The sequence below is a fragment of the Butyrivibrio fibrisolvens genome (genome assembly GCF_037113525.1).
In the GTDB taxonomy this organism is placed as follows: domain Bacteria; phylum Bacillota; class Clostridia; order Lachnospirales; family Lachnospiraceae; genus Butyrivibrio; species Butyrivibrio fibrisolvens.
In genome coordinates this window covers 1,528,815-1,547,367 of the sequence record NZ_CP146963.1, presented here as the reverse complement: position 1 = coordinate 1,547,367, position 18,553 = coordinate 1,528,815, and the positions used below count along the sequence as shown (strand labels likewise).

Genomic DNA, 18,553 nt, shown 5'->3' with positions numbered 1-18,553 from the left:
TCAATTCAAATTTTGGAGGTGTTCATTATGACAAAGAATGAAATCAGTAGTCTGATCATCCAGACAATCAAAGACTACCTGCCAACCCCATCTCGCCTTGATCTGTTCAAGGCAAGTAATCATTATGTCAGAAATCGTTTACTATCCATGCTTCACATAATTATGTATCCGTTTTTCTCAAGCAAGGCTTCTATGGCTACAAACCTTACAAACATCAGACGTGAATTCTGCTCATTTACTACCTTTCCGAAAAAAATCAGTAAGCAGGCAATTTCATATGCCAGACAATGGATCAATCCTATTCTTTTTAAGGAACTGTTCAATATCTCTGTTGATACTTTTTATAATAATCTCACTATTCGTAAGCTATGGCATGGTTTCCATATCTATGCTATTGATGGTTCCAGATTTGAACTTCCCAATTCAAAAAAGAACTTTGATGAGTTTGGTGAACTCTTCAATTCGCATAATCCGGATGTAAAATTCACTCAGGCTCTCGCATCCTTGGCTTATGATGTCCTCGATGATTATATTGTCCACGCTACAATAAACAGGTACCTTTCTTCTGAAAGAGATGCTGCCATGCTTCAGTAATTTCGTCAGTTTACGGGTCAACAAGTTCGGCTGTATCACCAGCCCAGTCAACCTCAACCTATTCACCGGGCTTCGGTTGATATGCATGGTAGCACGACGCTTGTTTTCGTCTAGTTGTATATAATAACAGAACCGGGAATGAAATAGCTCCATATTATTTAATTTTGGCGTTATTTTCGATTTTTTCACATTTTTGCCTTGAATAAATTCTAATAATGTGTATAATATAAAATTGGAGGTGATAAGCCATGCTTATGCGATTCAAGGTAAAAAATTATAGATCCATCAAGGAAGAAGCTGTCCTTGATCTCGAAGCAGTTGGTCTGAAAGACCATAGAGAATGCCTTATCAAATATAAGAGCAATAATTATCTGCCTGTAATATCCATTAATGGCAAGAACGGCGGAGGCAAAAGCAATGTCATCAGAGCCATGTGGGTTGCTGTTCAGTTTATCAGAAATGCTCAAATGACTCAGATAGAAACTGCCGAGATTCCTGTCACTCCATTTGCCCTGGATGATGTTTCAAAAGACTTACCAACTAGTTTTGATTTCGAGTATGAATGTGATGGAATTTGGTATCAGTATGGTTTTTCAGCCACAAGAACCGCAATCACGGAAGAACATCTGAACTGGGCTCCCAAAGGGCAGATTTCCAAAGTCTTTTCCAGAACAGGTCAGGATTTCGTTTATCCGGCCAATAATGAAAAGAAGATGAAGGAAATGATTCAAAAAGCAGTTGCTCCAAATCAGCTGTTCTTTGCAGTGTCCTGCACCATGAATTATCAACCATGCATTTCCGCCATGAAATGGTTTCGCTCAAAAGTTTTCTTTTCCAGGGATTATTCCGATATAGGCCGAAGTATACTTGATTATGGAGAAGACAAACAGATGCTCCAATCCATTGTCAATATTGCAAAAATTGCCGACATTGGAATATCTAACATGGAATTTGAATTTAACAGCCATGAAATTGCATCTCTTGATGATCTTGGATTGAAAGTGGCTCCCGAACAAATTCCCCAATTAAAAAAAGCCTTAGAACAGTTTAGAAAAAATCTGAACATTGACGCTGATGGAAATGGTGGAATGTTGAAGGTAAGCGAGTTAAAAGCAACTTCCATGCACCGGGGAATAGATAACAATGGCAATGAAAGAGATTATCCGCTTTCCTTGATGGATGAATCAGACGGCACCATCAAATTGATGGCTAGATCTATGGCTATAGAACAGGCTCTACGTGAAGGCGGGATTTTTATTGTTGATGAGATAGAAAACCGCTTGCATCCTATTCTGGTAGAATATATTCTCAACCGGTTTCAAAATCAGAAGCAATCGACTGGCGCACAGCTAATATTCACGACTCACAGTACAGATATACTTAATCGTGAATTATTGCGCCGGGATCAGTACTATTTTGTTGATAAGAATAATCGGACAGGAGCAACTGAGTTGTATTCCTTAGCAGAATTTTCGCCACGCAACGACGAAAGAATCGGTAAGGCTTATCTTGTAGGTAAGTATGGGGCAATCCCTTATGTAATGGAGGGATAGGATTATGGCCAGGAAAACAAATACCAGAGAACGGAAGCCTTACATTATTGTTTTTTGGGAAGGCGAAAGCGAAGAAGCCTATATGAAATTCATGCGAAATGAGTTTCACGAGCACCTGAACCTTACTGTGAATCCGCAGAAAGGCGTATTTGATGCAGCCAAAAAGGCTTTTAGCACATCCGGAATATACGCCGATGACACTGCATTGGTGGATGAAATATGGTTCGTATTTGACACCGAGCCAGAATTGCGTGGGAAATGGGATGAATACTATGCCACCATCCGTAAACTTAGAAAAATATGCAAGCGGTCAAATATCCGGCTGCTGATGACAAAAGGATGCATTGAATACTACTTCATGCTCCACTACGAACAGACAGCTCCACAAATCATAAGTCCTGCGGACAAAGAGCGAGTCCTTAACGATCTGAAGAAAAAGCACTGCACAAATTATAAAAAGGGCGATACTGCTAGCATATACGAAATTGCCCGGAACTATCCTACCGCTGTAAAAAACGGAATTTGGAGTCTAAAACGGCTTGAGGATGAGGTGGAAGATATTCTGATTAAGAACGATGAACGTGATCGCAAGCTTTTCATCACTGACCAGACTTTTTCCAATGTTCATGAGGGGATTGAATATCTATACCATCTAAAAGATAAAAGCCAATAGCAAAATCACTATAGCGCAAAATATCAGCGGATTATCAAAACTGGTAATCCACTGATATTTATATAGGAGCATTTACCCTAGAAAAAACAAACGTACAATACTTCTATCAGTTTAATATGTACCAAAGAAATGTTTTAAGCAAAAGCTCTATCTTCTATGTGAATAAAATTGATTTTATTTTGCAGCGAATCTACCACCCGCTTAATATCCTCACTATTTAACGTAATTCCTACTATTATCTGTTCTTCATTTGCCATATTTATTGAGTTTATAAAAAATGATTTCATATCTTCAGCACCAATGCTATGCTGACCAGGTTCATCAAAAATCATAATCCCCGGCCAATTGGCTTTTACTGTCTTTGATGTTTGCGCCAAAGCCATAGTATATGCCCAAATAGCTCTAATATTATCACTTGCTGAAGAATCAAACTTCATATCAAAATCATCTATTACCGGCATATAATTGTCCTTAGAAATATCAATATTCAAAAGATTATCTACGCTCGTATAGTTATACGCTTTAAGATTTTCTACAAATCTATCTTTGAATTCACGTATAGTATTTATATCGTCTTGATCACATACTTCTTGAGGCAGCATACTCTTTTCTTTCTGCAAATCATTCCACTCATTGCTTGCTTTTACAAAATCATTCAAAACACTATTGATCTGTATTTTAAATTCATTAAGTATTTCAATATGCCTCTCAATTTCAATCCTTTTATATATAATAGTCTCCGAATAATCATCGTCCACAGAATACACATCTCTACGTAATGATTTCGCCAATCTTAAAAGAGTTATTTTTCTACTTCTTAACGACTCAATAGCTTCCTCTAGTTTTTTGATCCGCTCCTTATAATGACTAGCCCAAAAAACTATCATTTCTTTTTGAGCTTTCAAATGATTGATACTTTCATCAAAACTCATAACAAAGGTATCATGCTGTATCGGAAGCAAAGAGTCATGTATTTTTTGTCCACAGACTGGGCATTTTTCTCCAAACACTTCTATTTCCTTATCACTACCCAAATCTTGAAGTCTTTTGGCATCTTTATTATTCTTAATGTCATTATTTAGAATCCATAAATTATCTTGTGCAGTTTTAACTTTTCTTCTGCACCCTGACAACTCTGCACATAAATCTTTCTCTTCCGTATCTATATCTGCGAGTTCAGCTTCTACAGACTGTAATTCTGTCTGCAATTGCTCATAATTATCTACTATCCGTGGGCGCTTTGTTTCAAGTATCTCATGCTCTCTCTCTAATTCTTTAATCCAATCATCTATACTTATTTCTTTACCAACAGATCTCTTTATAATTGTTTTTTCGACAAAATTTGACGGCAATATTTCGGGTTTTGATGGTATGGTATCAACTCTGCATTGCGCCTTAGCCTCTTCTACCAACAATAGCTTATACATGGACGTCCATCGTTCGGTCTGATACCTTTCTCGATTTAATATTTCACTTCTTTTTCTCTCATTTTCAAATGTATGCAAGTTTAGCAAGTATTCTGTAACCCTTTTTTTGGGGTCTCTTATCCCAAGATACGGTATTCCAGCATATATAGAAGACCATCCCTTTTTTTGTTCAATAAACAACGCAGCAAATACTAATTGAAGATACAACTTTCTATCTTTTCCATCCGAAGCTGGAACCATAGGCAATTCAGCACCAATAAATTTTTCCAAAAAGGTGTGAAACCCTTTTTCGTTTGTAGCTGCATTGGGCATATGCACATAATAATCTTCAAATCCAGTGCCATCATCATTTATCATATTTATACCTGAAAAAAACACAGTTACCAGCCTGGTATCTCTTCTCTCATCCTTAGCCGAGCGGTAAAGTGTAACGGTGTCATTTCCATTATTTATTTCAAGATATACTGCGGAAGATAATACATTCCAGCTTCTTTTTTCATCTTGAATTTTAGTCTTATATACAGATGTCAAAACCTTTTCATTTATACCACCTATTATTTCTTCAAAACCAAGTGCATAATATATTCCCGCAAGTATTGAACTCTTTCCTTTGGTATTATCATCACTAGCAATAAGGTTAAGACCGGTCTTAAATTCCTTATCAAATGTATACGTTTTGTTGGTCGCGGTAATTTTTATCAATAATCTGTTAATCTTCATCATTAAGTATCTGCCACCTTTCGTGCATCTCAGATATCATCTCTTCTGTCAAATTAATAGAAATATCGTCTAATACATTTTTTTCCTCCATAAGCAAACAATAATCTCGCATTATTTTATCAACTAATAATCTCCCTTTAGGCAATAATTTATATCTACCATTTACCTGCTGAGTTACTAATTTGTAAGCCATTGAATACTCCAGTGCCCTATTAACACTCGGATTAAAATGTACACATAAATCCATCTTCCCATGCTGATGTATAAATTTTCGCAAATCACCTAATTCCTTGTCATTTTCTAGCACACTAAAGAGAATATGAATTTTCACAAGCGAGCACCCTCGTCTGCCTCCACACATTTTTAGAATCATGCAAAGTAATGATACTTTGTAACTTATTCTATAGTTGTACGGAATAGCATCAGGCTTCATATCAAATATTATTCCATTTTGAGTTAATTCATGTAATTCTTTACTCATACCTTACCTTCTAAATTGCATCGAACAATCAGCAAGCCAACTACTTATTAGGTCTAACTTAAGTTCACCAATAGAAGCAGCTGAAATATACGGAAAATTCCCCTCAAGTTTCCTTTGAAATTCATCCATAATATCATTAAACAATTTTTGGTTCATTCCGCTATCAGTATTCATTCTCGTTTTCAATGATACCTCTTTTTTGTATGACTGTTCTAATGCCATAATATTTTCATATGTATCAATATCATCATTCCTTAGCTTTTCTAAAAGTTCAATGCCCGTAACATATGATTCCAGGAAAGTATGTAAAAGTTCTTTGTAATCATCATCTTCATCATCGCAGCCCATCACCGCTTTTACTTTTCTGCTTACGTTTGCTACTTTTTCACTATCACATTTGCTCCAGTCAATTTCATCTTTTTTCAATACTGTGAAATCCAGCTTCACTCCTAAATTTGCACGTACTGTTGTAGATATTTCAACCTTAAAATCATCTATTATTTTAATTAAAATAACGAAGTCATCGCATATATAATCACATTGATCCTCATGTGTCTTTTTATATTCCAATACTTCTTTTCTTTTAGCTTCAGCATGTTGTAAAATTCGCTTATCTTTATATTCTGGCACAACCAAATGCCACTCATGAACATTTCTAACGCCTAAGCTCTTAAGAGTCCTTGAATAGTCAGGATTAATAAATTTTGATATATCTTTCGATAGCTTATTTCTTAGGTGTTCATATAATTCATCATCAGCATACTGTTTTTCAGGGCAATAGCATTGATACACAATTCCCGACTGTGTAAAACCTTCTATTCCTCCATCTCCGCAATATGCGGCGGGAATAGACTGAAAGCCCTCATTTTTGTATCTTAATCTATAGCATGCAGTACAAAGATTTTCCCATTCATCGCCATTTAAATATGGCTCAATAAAATCCAGCATCTTGTCACCTTCTCAACAATCTAATTGATTTTTCTTTATGCGATAAAATAGCATCCTGATCAACCACTATTTGCTTATTTGTATCGATTAATACAATTTTTACTAAATTACATAATGAATATTTCTTTATTATTCGAACTTGATAAGCACCCCAATATAATGCTTCATCTATTATTTCTTTATCTACGATTTTTCTCAATTCCAACTTTCCTACTTAATGGCCGATTTTACTGTAATATAATCATCTATTCGTTATACATCCGTAATAAATCCACCTCAAATATAATCTTATCATACAATGCTTTATGTCATAATAATTACCCTGTTATAGAACTGCACAAAAAAACAAAATACAATTTCCGTTCATGACATTATCCCCAATGTGATAAGAACATTTCTACGAAACATTCAGAAGATCCATCATTTGATTGGCTTAAATACATATTTTTTAAACAAACCAAACTCAATTTCACAGTTCCTCTGAATCACAGAAATCATTCACTAACCATATCTTTTACTCTTGTCTTTAAATCACTAACATATTTTTCATAACAAGAAATAATACCATTTTCAGTAGTTGCCTTAACATAATTCATATCATCCCACTCTTCGGGATTGCTAACCTGTTGTTTTAAGGAAACAAGGAAGCTTGTATTTTGTAAGACCATATGTTCAATCTGACGCAAAGACACTATTTTTATATGACTATGAATATACTGTCTTTCCTCTTCTGATAAATCTTTTGAAAAGAACACCTCGTCATATACCGCTTTTCTTGAAACGTATGAATCATCCCATACTACCACAACACCAAATATTTTATGTTTTTCATATGGTTTGTCTAGTGAGTAATGTCCATTAATATAGTTATTCACTTGGATATAGATCTCAATAATAGCGTCAGAATATAGCTTTATATTCTTATCTATTTCGTACTGATCAAATTTTCTTACTTTTAAACTTGGAGAAAGCGCTTTCGTATCATAAAATACACAATAATCATTCTCTGCAACTAGCACATCCGAAGTTCGTTTATCGTCCTTTCCGATTTTATACTCAATCTCAGGACTAATCCACGTAACTGTAGAAACCTCAGAGTATATATCATACAGATATTTCTCTAATACTTCTTTCCCAAAACTATTTCTTAATGCATTATTGCTCATGGTAAGGCGTTGAAGTAATGATTCGGTCACCGCATTGATCATCAAATATGGAAGAGGAATATAATTATATTCCTCTCCTCCAATTATTGGCCAAAGATACTGAACCTTTAATCCATAGTAATAATCCGTTATAGTGTCCTTATATGTTTCTCTCACCCTTTCGAGATAGGCCTCTTTATTTATCTGAAGAGCTGTCATCACTTTATTATCTGATAATGCAATCTGCAGTAATCTTGCTCTTTCAGCTTCGTCAATTCCAGTTCCATTACAGAACGAAATGTATACAGCAAATGCGAATTTATCAAATGCTTTATACTCTGTCGAAAATGTATCGTAGAATAGTTTTCGAAAGCTCACTTTATCATTTTCAAAGCCAAAGATATACGCATATCTGAATAGTTTTTGTAATGCTAACCCTTGGGTAGGAAACTGTTGAATTGCTGATATCATAAAGAAAACTTCTGGATAAGTTCCATTCTGTTCCGCAATTGTTAACTCAGGATGCCAATAATTTCTTAAAACAGTAATAACTTTCGCAAATACATCACTGGTAATAAGCTCCGTAGAAGAATCATCATTATAGACTATTGCAAACATCGCAAAAGTCTCCAATTCCCAAGGCATAATATTTTCTTTCAATGCCCGACTCATACTCACTTCTGAAATATCCATAATCCTACTTGCGTATTTTTGGCATACAAGCATTTTACTTTCTAATGAAAAATTCTTTAATATCTCTATATATGACAAATCCTTTAATACCAAATCGTTTTCCATCAATTAACATCCCTCTCAACATATTGTAATTCAATATCATACCCCAGTGCCTCCATCATCTTAACGAAGGTATTATTGACCACACTTTCATTTTTCTTGATCACTCGATTCACATAGGTTTTGGTGGTGTCAATCTCTTCCGCCAGCTTTGCTTGCGTCTTCCCTTGTTCAATACACTTTACTTTCACGTCCACTTCAATATTGTTTCTGACCATTATCTTACTCCTAGCAAAAGCACTTGTTATACGAATTGTATAATTAATAGCATACCATTTCCCTATGATTTTTCAATCGAATGCACAAAAAATGTACAAAAAAGGCCTGTCACCTCTGACAAGCCTCGAACTTTTTCGCATCTATTTCCCGGATGAGCCTATATGCCCTCCAAATAATCATATCGAAATCACTTGGTCAACTTCGTTTACGCGAAGCTTTCTTATTTCTTCTTTCAGTTCAGCTCCTACCATTCTGCTCAGTATCAGCCATTCTCTCTTCAAAAACTCATTTTATAGCGTATGCAGTATCCCCACATAGATAGGCTGTCAACTATTACTCCGGCCACAATAAATCGACACAATCTATTGTTAAACACCTTGCTAAACCAATAGATCAATAGCCTAAACATGTCTATTTTTAATGACCGGGGTAATATAATATTTATCTCATTTTTTCTTGCTTCTTCAACAGTTAATAGATGAGAACCAAATACTCGAACACTTTAAAATTTTATAAACCATTGCTTATTTAATCAACAGTACTCATTTTCGGAAACTCTATATCAAAAATATCTTCACCATAAGGGATATCCAGTTTGCGTTGTTCATTCAATACATACTCTTTCCCTCCAATTTTAAATACAGAACCAACCTCATATTTATTGAACAGCGCGGTTCCTCTTTTTACAAACATATCATATGTTGCATCATACTCAAACTGTCTTACAGTAACCCCCGCATTCCCATTTGAAAAAAAGTATTCCTGTTTGTTTTCCCCAATTTCAACTGAAAAAAATCCTTTTGTGATCCCCGCATCATTTAATAACTGTTTCTGTTCCTCTTGAGAATAGTATAGTCCAATGTATGTACCATCTCTCGATAGCATATTCCAAAACTTGCAAATTTGATAACTTTTATTATTTTGCCTCCCTGAAATCAAATCCGAATATGGTTGTTCAAGTCGATTATTGGCACAAGAAAAAACATGTTTTAAACCACTCCTGTCTTGATAACCATAATAGCTCATATTATTAAGAATAATTCTGTTTTTATTTGCTTTAATAGAACAGCATCTACTATAATCGACTCTTGGCAAGTCCTTTTTTAAGTACTCTTCGTTATTCACAAAAATGCTCTCAACTGTCTCTCTTTTTTGTTTCAAAATACTCTCAGTATTAAAATTTATAATGTCTATTGATGAATCTGGACATTTTTTCTTAATTGTAGCCTTTTCATATGTTGGGCTAGTTAAAATGTCAGCGTGGATATATTGATCCCGGATTTCACTTTTTCCACTTTTGTCCTCACTTCTTCTGCTTGATTTATATCCAATATTTTGCACGTGCCCGCCAACACCTGATATTCTCATGTTTTTTCTCATCTCCTTTTCAGTAATTACGCAGACCGTACAATGAGGCGCATCACCATGCTGTACGGTCTACGTATAGCATCCCATAAAATGGATATAAGTTTAAGTGCAATAGATAATCAATCTACCATCGTTGAATATACAGGATAAACAAAATCAATCCTCAAAACCGGGGTAAATGTTGTAACCTTGTTATACCCAAATATTGCAGACCACATGGCTGATGCCGGCATATTTAACCCTACTAATCCACTTTTATCCCATGTATATGTATTTAAATTGATAGTATTTCCACTTGTCCCATTACTCAATTGGATTGAGCTTACATCAGTAGAACGAACGTTCTTCATTCTAACAGAATATACCACTGCATCTTCAGGAAAAGATGATAAATTTCCAGCGAAATGACCCGTTTGACTTCCACCTCCAGATGTCATAGAAATGGATCCTTCTACACAACTGATATCACTGCTAGACACTGAATATGTGGGACTCCCTATCGAGAACAAATAGCTTTTTGAAGTCGATACTACGCCTACTATATTTACATAATAATAACCATCCGCACTTATATTCAAGCTATACGCTGTAGGTCCAAAGCCAACTTTAGTATATGTCCCAGCTCTTACTGTTGAACCATTCGAATCTTTCACTTCATAATCAAATGAATTTCCGTTGCATGTTAAGTATTTGACACCACTGGTAAGATATACCACAAACCAATCTTCATCCGTATTAGATGTATATCCATTAATAACATGTTGGCCAGTATAAGATCCATTTACCGTACCAGCGGCTGTTTCATTATTTGCACTAATTGACTGTGCTGCAGCCATAGTATCGTTTGGCTCAACCTCATTTGTGCTTTCAGCTCTCGCTGTAATTCCAGTTATACTTATAAAAAGCATCACAATACCAATAGCAAGAAATGTTTTTACTATACGATTTAAATAAATACTTGAATTCATATTAATACCTCCTAATCGACATGTATTTACTGCTTACTGTTCCAAATATATTTCTCTTTTTGCTTTATCCCACTGTCTATTGGTCTCTCCGGCTGATGCAATATTCCCGCACAGATGGGTACCCAACTATAGCTGTTTGCCTTATCTTCCGCCATCATTGCCATCACCTGAAGTAAAGCCATTTTCACCATCTTTTTTCTATCATCTCACCACCTCCTGTTTTGTTATTTTTGCTACCACATCACATAAAGCACATAATATAATTCCCCAGGACATAAAGCATGTGTACTGCTCAGATGCCCCTAACGTCCATAGAGACACTATAATAAATGTTTCTAATAACAGCATATACCTAGCTGATTTTTGGGATTCCTTGAGTACATGCTCACTATAATTCATGTTCGGATGATTAATTGTACCTACTACTAGCATTATTAAAACAAAAGAAGAAACAAACGCTACATAAGACAAAATCTGATTTGGCATGATTTTATCTCCAAATATCATGTTCTATATAAAATAAGCATTGACTCTAAATAACACAAACAGAAATTTCCGGCATGATATCCAACAGTATATCTTCTCAGCAACATAAAGATCGACAAAAAGAAAATCGAATGAATTACCTTCCTAAAATTTATTTGCATATTGTTTTTTAGCTATGTACATTAATAATCGTCCTTTTTATGCATATTAGATATCATTCTGTCTATTTCTCAATACACATATCACTCATCTATAGAAATCTATCTTCCTTAATTAGTTATGCATTATACTATTATTAAAACTCATAGTTCCCTTTGAATTTGTTTATATAAATCTGATTCGATTAGCTCTTCATAGCCTGAGTTCCAAACTATTTTCCCCGTATCTATAAGAATAATCTGATCCATTTCCTTTAACACTGATTCCCTATGGCTGATTACAATAACCGTCTTTTCCTTCAGTCTGGTACGCAGTAAGGAATTAATCTGCAGCTCTGAGGAAACATCCGCATTGGATGTTGCCTCATCTAATATGAATATAGGCCTATCCAACACTATTGCTCTGGCAAGAGCCACCTTCTGCTTCTGTCCTCCAGATAGCATAGCTCCATTTGCACCAACATTATAATCAAGCGATACTTCTTTTATAAAGTCCACAAGTCCGCTGTCTTCACAGGCTTTATTTATGGTTTCATCATCTATATCCTTATAAAGACGAATATTATTTCTTATGGTATCATTGAACAAATACACATCTTGACTTACCACCGAAAACAATTCTCGATATTTAATCAAGGATATTTCTTCAATATTAATATCACCAACCCTAATATTACCCACCTGCGGTTTACGGAGACGTAAAAGAAGCTCAATAAGCGTACTCTTTCCACATCCATTTTTACCAACAAATGCTATCTTATGACCTTTCAATATACATAAATTTATATCCTCAACGGCAGGTATCTTCTCGTCATAAGAAAAAGTAACTTTGTCAAATATAACCTCATCCCAAACAGGGAGTTCTTTTCCATCTGCACCGCTTTCTTCTGGCTCTGACAAAAAATCATAATATCTTTTGGTAGAGGGAATTATTCCAGAAAGAAGGTATTTTATATTCAATATTGCAGATATGGGACCGGTAACATACGCACTATAAGTAATGAATGCAAAAACAGTTCCTATAGTCAACCCCAAATCAAATACAAGATTTGCTCCAACAATATATATCACAAGTATCATAGCTTGCATCATAATAGAATCAATACCCATGTTCCATTGAGACAGCATATTCAATCCTTTAAGTTTTCCAATAACTTTTTTCTGTTTAACTGAAAACTCCCCTTGTTTTTGGCATATTATGCCAAGGAGCCTTACTTCCCGCACTCCTCCTATCGTATCACCAAACCATCCTGCATAATCTTTATTAGCTTCAATAAATTGATCCATCTTTTCTTTTCGTTTCTTTGCAAAAAACTTCATGACTATATATTTTATCGGAATAATCACAAGAACAATAGCTGTCATTCGGTAGTCAAGAATGAACAGACCTATAATCCCTCCGATAATACTAAATATTTGTGTCACAACAAAAAACATTCCCTCATCAGCAATAGATGTAATAGCAGAAATATCCATATTTAGACTACTAAAAGTCTCCGCATAATTTTGCTTATCATAATACCCAATCTTAATGTGTAACAAATGGTTAAAAGCCTCTTCATTGAGTTTATACTGTATTTTCGCAGATAATCCTATCCTTAACTTTTCAGTAAATAAATCCAAAACTGTAATCATCGTAAAAATCAAAAAAGATGCTAATGCAAAAAAGATGATGAGATTTTTATTACCAGCAATAAATCCATCATCCATAATCTTTCTGCTTACTAACGGAATAGCAAAATTAAGTATCGTTGATACTATTAAGCCTCCCATAATCAGGCTTATTGTAAGTTTATATTTTGTAATTAACTTTACTAATCTAATAACGGCTTGTTTATCTGTCATATTTTCCCCTAAAAACCTTATAAAACACTGATAATACAGTGTAAAACAGATCTCATATTTTCTTTTTTCAAATTTGAAAATGTAATGCTCTCCTTATCACTGCTTGGAACATTTATAGACAAATTAAGTCCCTTTTTATCTCTCATCAATTCAATTATCAAATCCGACTCATCAAAACCATATCCTGATATTCACTAATTTTTTTCTCGCCAATCAAAATGATGTCTGATTGCTGATTATTAGTTTGCCAATAAATATAGTCTTCTATTTTATTCTTATTAACATCTTCTTGCGGCAAGTATTCTAAATCGTATAACACACTATCTATGGAGTCACAACCAACATATGCATTATACCCTTCGTCCGCAAACTGCTTTTTCAAAGAGTCAAGAAAACTTATAATATCTACATCTTTTTCGTAAAAGAAATAAGCAATGGGAACATCTATTACCCCTGTCTTTTCTTTAGATAACATTATTCGATTTTTTTGCACATTGCTGCTCCAAAAATGATATTCATATTCACAAATATTTAGATTATCCCTACCCAAATAAACAATATGCTTACCAAAACTAAAATACGAATTGAACTCTTCTTTATTACATAAAACAATAGTATCTACATCATTGATACAGGTCTGTAAATCTCTAGTATCTACCCCAAAATAAAACATAGCTTCCCGCCCCTGATATTCTGGCGATACCCATGCCGTTTCTATCCAATCAGGGGCATAAAGAAACATATTCATTTTCTTAGATAATTCTCGCCTGATTTTATCAATAGTCATAAACCCCTTTTTTTCAATTAAGTTCCCAACCATAGCTGTGACATAAGGTGCCGCAAAACTGTTCCCTTTATCACCAAAAAAAGAAACGCTTTCCATTTCTATTTCGTGTCCTGGCGGCGCAAAAAAATCAATTCCTTTTTGGATACACATATCTATATTTGTATCCAAAATATCTCCTGCCGATACGCCGATTACATTTGAAAACGACGCTGGATAAGATGTATATCCATCATTTGATGATGCTGCTATAATAATCATTCCCTGATTTGCGTAGTGGTTTACTATTTTGCGTATAAACTCCTTATCTCGAAAATGAGTAGTACCAAAACTAATATTAACAATCCTTGCCCCACATAAATAACACTTTTCTAATCCATTAGGAAGATCCGTAATTGAACCTATTCCATTTGCATCTAATATCTTTTTACTTATAATTTGAATGTCAATCCCATATTTGATTATTATTTCCGCACACTTTTCTCCATGCGATAGCATCATTTCCTTCTGCTGTATTCTATCTTCGTCTCGTCTAATAATACTGTCTTTAGCTATTTCGCTATCAAGTATTCCTATTTTCATCCATCACACCTTCTTATCCAAAACCGAATTGACCATATTATCAATATAATCAAATCGCCGAGTAATAATATCTTTTTCATCAAAATCCACATCAAATTCTTCTTGAATTTCAAAAAATAAACGCAACAAGTCACGTGGCAACAATCCATTCCTTGGGTCCAACAAACTTATTCCCTCTTCAATTTTTATACAGTTATACTTCAAAATCGAATTTATAATCCATTCTCTTACTTGTTGTTCCATCATATTCTTGCTCCCTAGAATTGTTCATAATCGGCAAATCGCTTTAACTGTTCTTCAATACGATTAAAAAACATCATATCGTCTAAATCTTTTTCATGCCAGTATTTACCCTCTATATCAGATACTGTACTGTCAGAAACGTATGCATATGTCAGTTCTCTAGAATACAGAGAATTTGAAACAATCGTAAAATTTGAAATATAAAAATCATCAATCTCCGTATTGTACCTATATTTAAAGAAATTATTCATTTCGTCCTTAAACTCATCTGAATATTCACCATGCATAAGCGCTAAAATTGTATAATCTACGTCTACTGCATTCATCACTTCATATGCTATAATCCCCATATTAAAAGGGTGTTTTTTGTTTAAAGGTAAAATAGGCTCCGGTACTCCAATTATTATCACATCTGGTTTTTCAGTCTTGCTAATCAGCCTAACATATTCGTTATATTTAAATATTTTCTCTTGATTAGAATATTTATTATTGAACATAAAATCAGGTGTTGAATGAAATCCAAATAGCTCACCGGCTTTTTTTGAGGCAATCTGCGACACTCTATATCCTTTTTTGATAAAATTGGTTCCCAGATATAATTGGATATCAAATTTAGAAACATTATATCCTGTTCCTAAAATTGCTATTATAGGAACACTAATATCCCTCTTTTCAAGACTTTCGGCCTCTTCAACACTGATTTCCGTCACAAGTTTTATATCATGTATATCTTTAATCAGAGGACTACATTCAGAATTATTCTTCATTAATGCATCATCATATTTACCAGTAGCAAGAACAACTTCTATGCCTTTTTGTACAAACAACTTAAGCGCCTTGTCATAGTCTTCAAACGACAAGGTATTGCAATCCACAAAGAAGACTCTATCAATCTCTACTGGATAACTCTTCGCATCGTCAAGCAAAATAATTCTATCATCTTTAGGGTTGTTCACATCCTTAAAAAAACTCCCATAAGAAATCAGGTAAGAATACTTATATTTACAAAGCTTCTCATACTTACACAAACATCTATTGTCTACTGAATATGGAAATAATCCTATTCTCAATGAACCTACACCTCCTCAAATTCACATCCATATTTTTTTAGTACGATATAATTTCTTATGGTATTTTCCACATTTTCTTTTGTTTGCGTGCACCATTTCAATCTTGCCGATGCATCTATTTTTCCATCCTTTTGTGCTTTAGCAACACATTGATAACACATCTTATAACACCAACAATTTTTACATTGCTCTGTAGTCAGCTGTGCTATATTCAAAATACTTAATGCTTTATCAATTGCTATTCCCTCTTCAAGATTGCCTATGCATAAATCATCTGATGTTTCATCTACTCTTTCACATGGGAAAAATTTCCCATCAACGGTCACAAAAAACCTTTGTATTCCGGGCAAACACTGACCACCAGGGCTTATTCTATCCTCAAATCCCTCTTTACCCACATATCTGTCGCACATCGTTTGCTTAATTGATGAGATCTCACTACCAAAAACTGTCGGCTTATATACGTTAAACATTTCTTTCTTACAAGCATATAAAAACACTTTAAAAACCTCATAGTTAGCATCTGCATAGTTTTTATAATCATATTGGATAGCATCTTTCCTATTAACCTGATTTACAAAAGTACCATTTACGCCAATATTCTTTACTGTATCATAACTCATAAAGAAATCATTTGAACATCCGACATCTTGAGACATATCAATTACAGCATTGAATGCAATTCTCTCTATAGCTTCCGGAAATCTTTCTTTTATAGCCTCTATATTTTTCATAACTGTATCGAAAGAGCCCTCATTGCTATTTGCAAACACTCGATTTTTATTATGAATTTCTTTCGGTCCATCTAAACTAACAGTAATATTGAATCCATTTTCAATCAAAAAATCTGCTATATCCAAATTAAGCAGTGTAGCGTTTGTAGTTATGTTGAAATTAATTTTTTTACCACCAAATATTCCTCTAGCATAAGTAACTATTTCTTTAATTAAACTGATTTCCAATAAAGGCTCACCGCCATAGAAACCTATTGAAATATCACTACTATTGGAAGAATGGCTTGCCAAAAAATCAATCGCTTTTTTAGCCGTGTCTACAGACATCCTTGCTTTGGTATGTGTACGATTAATATAACTTCCAGAATAAACACAATACTTGCATCGCAAATTACAATTCTGCGTCACTTGAAGAATAATCGATGACATATTACCATTTAGGAGATCCTGCAAAACTTCCGCTTCAAAATGTGATACACTGTTTATTATTCTCTTTTCAGACAAATACCCATGCCCTGTTAGAAATTGTATGGTTTCTCTTAAAGATTCAGGTATTTCACGATCTATATTATCCTTCCATTCAGATAAAAAAAGATACAATTCTCTCGAAATAGATACTATAGAATTAATATTCACATCATATAAATAACACTTCTTTCCTTCTTCAAAAAGATAATAATTTGGTTTTTTCATGCGCATATACATTCTCCTAAAAGCAGAAGACCTTGCTTGAATTTCTTCACGCAAGGTCTCCTCAATACGCCGCCCTCTACTAAGAATTCAGGAGCAAAATGGGACCTCTGCTTTGCACACCAGTAGTATTGTACTGAGCATCATTTGCAATTTGGATACCATTCGCTTCACCAATGCTGTGACAATTTTGGCATTTACATGCGCAAAAACACGTACAAGAACAAGATGCATATGCCATAAATGTGCCACTCTCCATTTTCATTTTCTTTCCTAACATGGTGTTTTCCTCCTTTCCCTTATACTATAGAAATTTGACAAGTCGTCAAATTCTACACTTTTTTGCATATATTATTTAGACTTTTTATTATCCCCTGACATCAAAACTACCTGCTTTTCCACTTGTCTGTAAAGAAAGTTTCATCACAAAATCCCCTGTTAAATCTTCAAGACTTTTTCCACGCATTTCCATTGCGAATGTATCTTGATCCGATTCAATTTTTTTCTGCTCTATCTTTTTTTCACTTGCTTTTTTTTCTGACTTTTTTTCTTCAATCTTTGCTAACCATTCATCTATTTCAGAATCAGTTCCTCCTCCACCATTAAACACTCCTGTGGTTGTCATCGTACTATACTCTTCTCCAAATTCAATAGACACAGATTTCAGTGTGGACCCATGCGCTATAGCTGCTTTCTGAGCAGTTCTAATATAGTCTGTAACTTTTCCCAATTCTCTCTCTAGCCATTCTCCAGTTTTTTCATCTGCCATAGCTTTCCGTAATAATCCACCCGTTATAGAAACAGCCGCATTTTTCCCTGGAGTAAGACATCCATACTTATTTGTAAGATAATTTGAATACTCTCTCACATTGTTTGGCTTTTTATTATTAGTTACCCAATTATTCACTGAATACTGATTATTCGCAGTAGTAACTTTCATGTCATAAACCTCCTTCATCATATCTTTCATAATTATCAAGTATTATTTCCTTATAATCCGAAGCAAATCCAAATACTGTTCCCCCGTCAATGGATTAGGTTCTTTAAGTTCATCTGGCGTGCCAAGTTTG

Annotated in this window: 20 protein-coding genes; 3 read left to right on the top strand and 17 right to left on the bottom strand. The window is 34.4% G+C overall.

Annotated elements, in window-relative coordinates; genetic code table 11:
• Positions 1 to 27: 27 nt before the first annotated feature.
• From WAA20_RS06220 to WAA20_RS06210, 3 genes are all read left to right on the top strand, one after another.
• Positions 28 to 594 (top strand): hypothetical protein, encoded by a 567-nt coding sequence (locus WAA20_RS06220; RefSeq protein WP_073384767.1) that lies wholly within the window; start codon positions 28 to 30, stop codon positions 592 to 594.
• 248 nt (positions 595 to 842) lie between these two features.
• Entirely contained in the window at positions 843 to 2,147 is a 1,305-nt protein-coding gene (locus WAA20_RS06215; RefSeq protein WP_073384768.1) for an ATP/GTP-binding protein, read from the top strand.
• Positions 2,148 to 2,151: 4 nt separating this feature from the next.
• Positions 2,152 to 2,820 carry an RloB domain-containing protein gene (locus WAA20_RS06210; RefSeq protein WP_073384769.1) on the top strand — a complete coding sequence of 223 codons (669 nt, stop codon included), beginning with the start codon at positions 2,152 to 2,154 and terminating at the stop codon, positions 2,818 to 2,820.
• 134 nt (positions 2,821 to 2,954) lie between these two features.
• Here the strand turns inward: WAA20_RS06210 and WAA20_RS06205 are convergent, their stop codons facing one another.
• From WAA20_RS06205 to WAA20_RS06130, 17 genes are all read right to left on the bottom strand, one after another.
• Positions 2,955 to 4,970 (bottom strand): hypothetical protein, encoded by a 2,016-nt coding sequence (locus WAA20_RS06205; protein ID WP_073384770.1) that lies wholly within the window; start codon positions 4,968 to 4,970, stop codon positions 2,955 to 2,957.
• Positions 4,957 to 5,448: a hypothetical protein gene (locus tag WAA20_RS06200; RefSeq protein WP_073384771.1), complete on the bottom strand. Its 492-nt coding sequence runs from the start codon at positions 5,446 to 5,448 to the stop codon at positions 4,957 to 4,959. The genes WAA20_RS06205 and WAA20_RS06200 overlap by 14 nt, the downstream gene beginning before the upstream one ends.
• 3 nt (positions 5,449 to 5,451) lie before the next feature.
• The gene (locus WAA20_RS06195; RefSeq protein ID WP_073384772.1) at positions 5,452 to 6,396 is read right to left on the bottom strand and encodes a hypothetical protein; all 945 of its coding nucleotides are present in this window, start codon (positions 6,394 to 6,396) and stop codon (positions 5,452 to 5,454) included.
• 4 nt (positions 6,397 to 6,400) lie between these two features.
• Complete coding sequence (locus tag WAA20_RS06190; RefSeq protein ID WP_139263571.1) at positions 6,401 to 6,595, bottom strand: hypothetical protein; 195 nt, start codon at positions 6,593 to 6,595, stop codon at positions 6,401 to 6,403.
• Between the two features lie 295 nt (positions 6,596 to 6,890).
• The gene (locus tag WAA20_RS06185; RefSeq protein ID WP_073384774.1) at positions 6,891 to 8,339 is read right to left on the bottom strand and encodes a hypothetical protein; all 1,449 of its coding nucleotides are present in this window, start codon (positions 8,337 to 8,339) and stop codon (positions 6,891 to 6,893) included.
• Entirely contained in the window at positions 8,339 to 8,554 is a 216-nt protein-coding gene (locus WAA20_RS06180; RefSeq protein WP_073384775.1) for a helix-turn-helix transcriptional regulator, read from the bottom strand. Before WAA20_RS06180 ends, WAA20_RS06185 begins: the two co-directional genes overlap by 1 nt.
• Before the next feature lie 529 nt (positions 8,555 to 9,083).
• Positions 9,084 to 9,923 carry a hypothetical protein gene (locus WAA20_RS06175; protein ID WP_073384776.1) on the bottom strand — a complete coding sequence of 280 codons (840 nt, stop codon included), beginning with the start codon at positions 9,921 to 9,923 and terminating at the stop codon, positions 9,084 to 9,086.
• A gap of 119 nt (positions 9,924 to 10,042) precedes the next feature.
• Positions 10,043 to 10,891, bottom strand: coding sequence for a hypothetical protein (locus WAA20_RS06170; protein WP_073384777.1), 849 nt, complete (start codon positions 10,889 to 10,891; stop codon positions 10,043 to 10,045).
• A gap of 26 nt (positions 10,892 to 10,917) precedes the next feature.
• Entirely contained in the window at positions 10,918 to 11,073 is a 156-nt protein-coding gene (locus WAA20_RS06165) for a hypothetical protein (RefSeq protein ID WP_338802481.1), read from the bottom strand.
• 19 nt (positions 11,074 to 11,092) lie between these two features.
• Positions 11,093 to 11,377 (bottom strand): accessory gene regulator B family protein, encoded by a 285-nt coding sequence (locus tag WAA20_RS06160; protein WP_073384778.1) that lies wholly within the window; start codon positions 11,375 to 11,377, stop codon positions 11,093 to 11,095.
• Positions 11,378 to 11,394: 17 nt separating this feature from the next.
• On the bottom strand, positions 11,395 to 11,538 hold the full coding sequence (locus WAA20_RS21045) for an accessory gene regulator B family protein (protein ID WP_081373618.1): 144 nt from the start codon (positions 11,536 to 11,538) through the stop codon (positions 11,395 to 11,397).
• A 141-nt stretch (positions 11,539 to 11,679) separates the two neighbouring features.
• Positions 11,680 to 13,380, bottom strand: coding sequence for an ABC transporter ATP-binding protein (locus WAA20_RS06155; protein WP_073384779.1), 1,701 nt, complete (start codon positions 13,378 to 13,380; stop codon positions 11,680 to 11,682).
• Positions 13,381 to 13,537: 157 nt separating this feature from the next.
• Positions 13,538 to 14,746 (bottom strand): S8 family serine peptidase, encoded by a 1,209-nt coding sequence (locus tag WAA20_RS06150; RefSeq protein WP_338802477.1) that lies wholly within the window; start codon positions 14,744 to 14,746, stop codon positions 13,538 to 13,540.
• 3 nt (positions 14,747 to 14,749) lie between these two features.
• Complete coding sequence (locus tag WAA20_RS06145) at positions 14,750 to 14,992, bottom strand: hypothetical protein (RefSeq protein ID WP_073384781.1); 243 nt, start codon at positions 14,990 to 14,992, stop codon at positions 14,750 to 14,752.
• Positions 14,993 to 15,003: 11 nt separating this feature from the next.
• Positions 15,004 to 16,059, bottom strand: a complete 1,056-nt coding sequence (locus WAA20_RS06140; protein WP_073384782.1) for a TIGR04066 family peptide maturation system protein — start codon at positions 16,057 to 16,059, stop codon at positions 15,004 to 15,006.
• A 5-nt stretch (positions 16,060 to 16,064) separates the two neighbouring features.
• Entirely contained in the window at positions 16,065 to 17,540 is a 1,476-nt protein-coding gene (gene ccpM / locus WAA20_RS06135; protein WP_242951122.1) for a Cys-rich peptide radical SAM maturase CcpM, read from the bottom strand.
• Positions 17,541 to 17,850: 310 nt separating this feature from the next.
• Positions 17,851 to 18,423, bottom strand: coding sequence for a hypothetical protein (locus WAA20_RS06130; RefSeq protein WP_073384785.1), 573 nt, complete (start codon positions 18,421 to 18,423; stop codon positions 17,851 to 17,853).
• Between the last annotated feature and the right edge of the window lie 130 nt (positions 18,424 to 18,553).

Bases quoted from the DNA above. Each gene is read 5' to 3' on its own strand.
- WAA20_RS06220 (WP_073384767.1), top strand. From the start codon at position 28: ATGACAAAGAATGAAATCAGTAGTCTGATCATCCAGACAATCAAAGAC.
- WAA20_RS06215 (WP_073384768.1), top strand. From the start codon at position 843: ATGCTTATGCGATTCAAGGTAAAAAATTATAGATCCATCAAGGAAGAA.
- WAA20_RS06210 (WP_073384769.1), top strand. From the start codon at position 2,152: ATGGCCAGGAAAACAAATACCAGAGAACGGAAGCCTTACATTATTGTT.
- WAA20_RS06205 (WP_073384770.1), bottom strand. From the start codon at position 4,970: ATGATGAAGATTAACAGATTATTGATAAAAATTACCGCGACCAACAAA.
- WAA20_RS06200 (WP_073384771.1), bottom strand. From the start codon at position 5,448: ATGAGTAAAGAATTACATGAATTAACTCAAAATGGAATAATATTTGAT.
- WAA20_RS06195 (WP_073384772.1), bottom strand. From the start codon at position 6,396: ATGCTGGATTTTATTGAGCCATATTTAAATGGCGATGAATGGGAAAAT.
- WAA20_RS06185 (WP_073384774.1), bottom strand. From the start codon at position 8,339: ATGGAAAACGATTTGGTATTAAAGGATTTGTCATATATAGAGATATTA.
- WAA20_RS06180 (WP_073384775.1), bottom strand. From the start codon at position 8,554: ATGGTCAGAAACAATATTGAAGTGGACGTGAAAGTAAAGTGTATTGAA.
- WAA20_RS06175 (WP_073384776.1), bottom strand. From the start codon at position 9,923: ATGAGAATATCAGGTGTTGGCGGGCACGTGCAAAATATTGGATATAAA.
- WAA20_RS06170 (WP_073384777.1), bottom strand. From the start codon at position 10,891: ATGAATTCAAGTATTTATTTAAATCGTATAGTAAAAACATTTCTTGCT.
- WAA20_RS06165 (WP_338802481.1), bottom strand. From the start codon at position 11,073: ATGGCTTTACTTCAGGTGATGGCAATGATGGCGGAAGATAAGGCAAAC.
- WAA20_RS06160 (WP_073384778.1), bottom strand. From the start codon at position 11,377: ATGCCAAATCAGATTTTGTCTTATGTAGCGTTTGTTTCTTCTTTTGTT.
- WAA20_RS21045 (WP_081373618.1), bottom strand. From the start codon at position 11,538: ATGCAAATAAATTTTAGGAAGGTAATTCATTCGATTTTCTTTTTGTCG.
- WAA20_RS06155 (WP_073384779.1), bottom strand. From the start codon at position 13,380: ATGACAGATAAACAAGCCGTTATTAGATTAGTAAAGTTAATTACAAAA.
- WAA20_RS06150 (WP_338802477.1), bottom strand. From the start codon at position 14,746: ATGAAAATAGGAATACTTGATAGCGAAATAGCTAAAGACAGTATTATT.
- WAA20_RS06145 (WP_073384781.1), bottom strand. From the start codon at position 14,992: ATGATGGAACAACAAGTAAGAGAATGGATTATAAATTCGATTTTGAAG.
- WAA20_RS06130 (WP_073384785.1), bottom strand. From the start codon at position 18,423: ATGAAAGTTACTACTGCGAATAATCAGTATTCAGTGAATAATTGGGTA.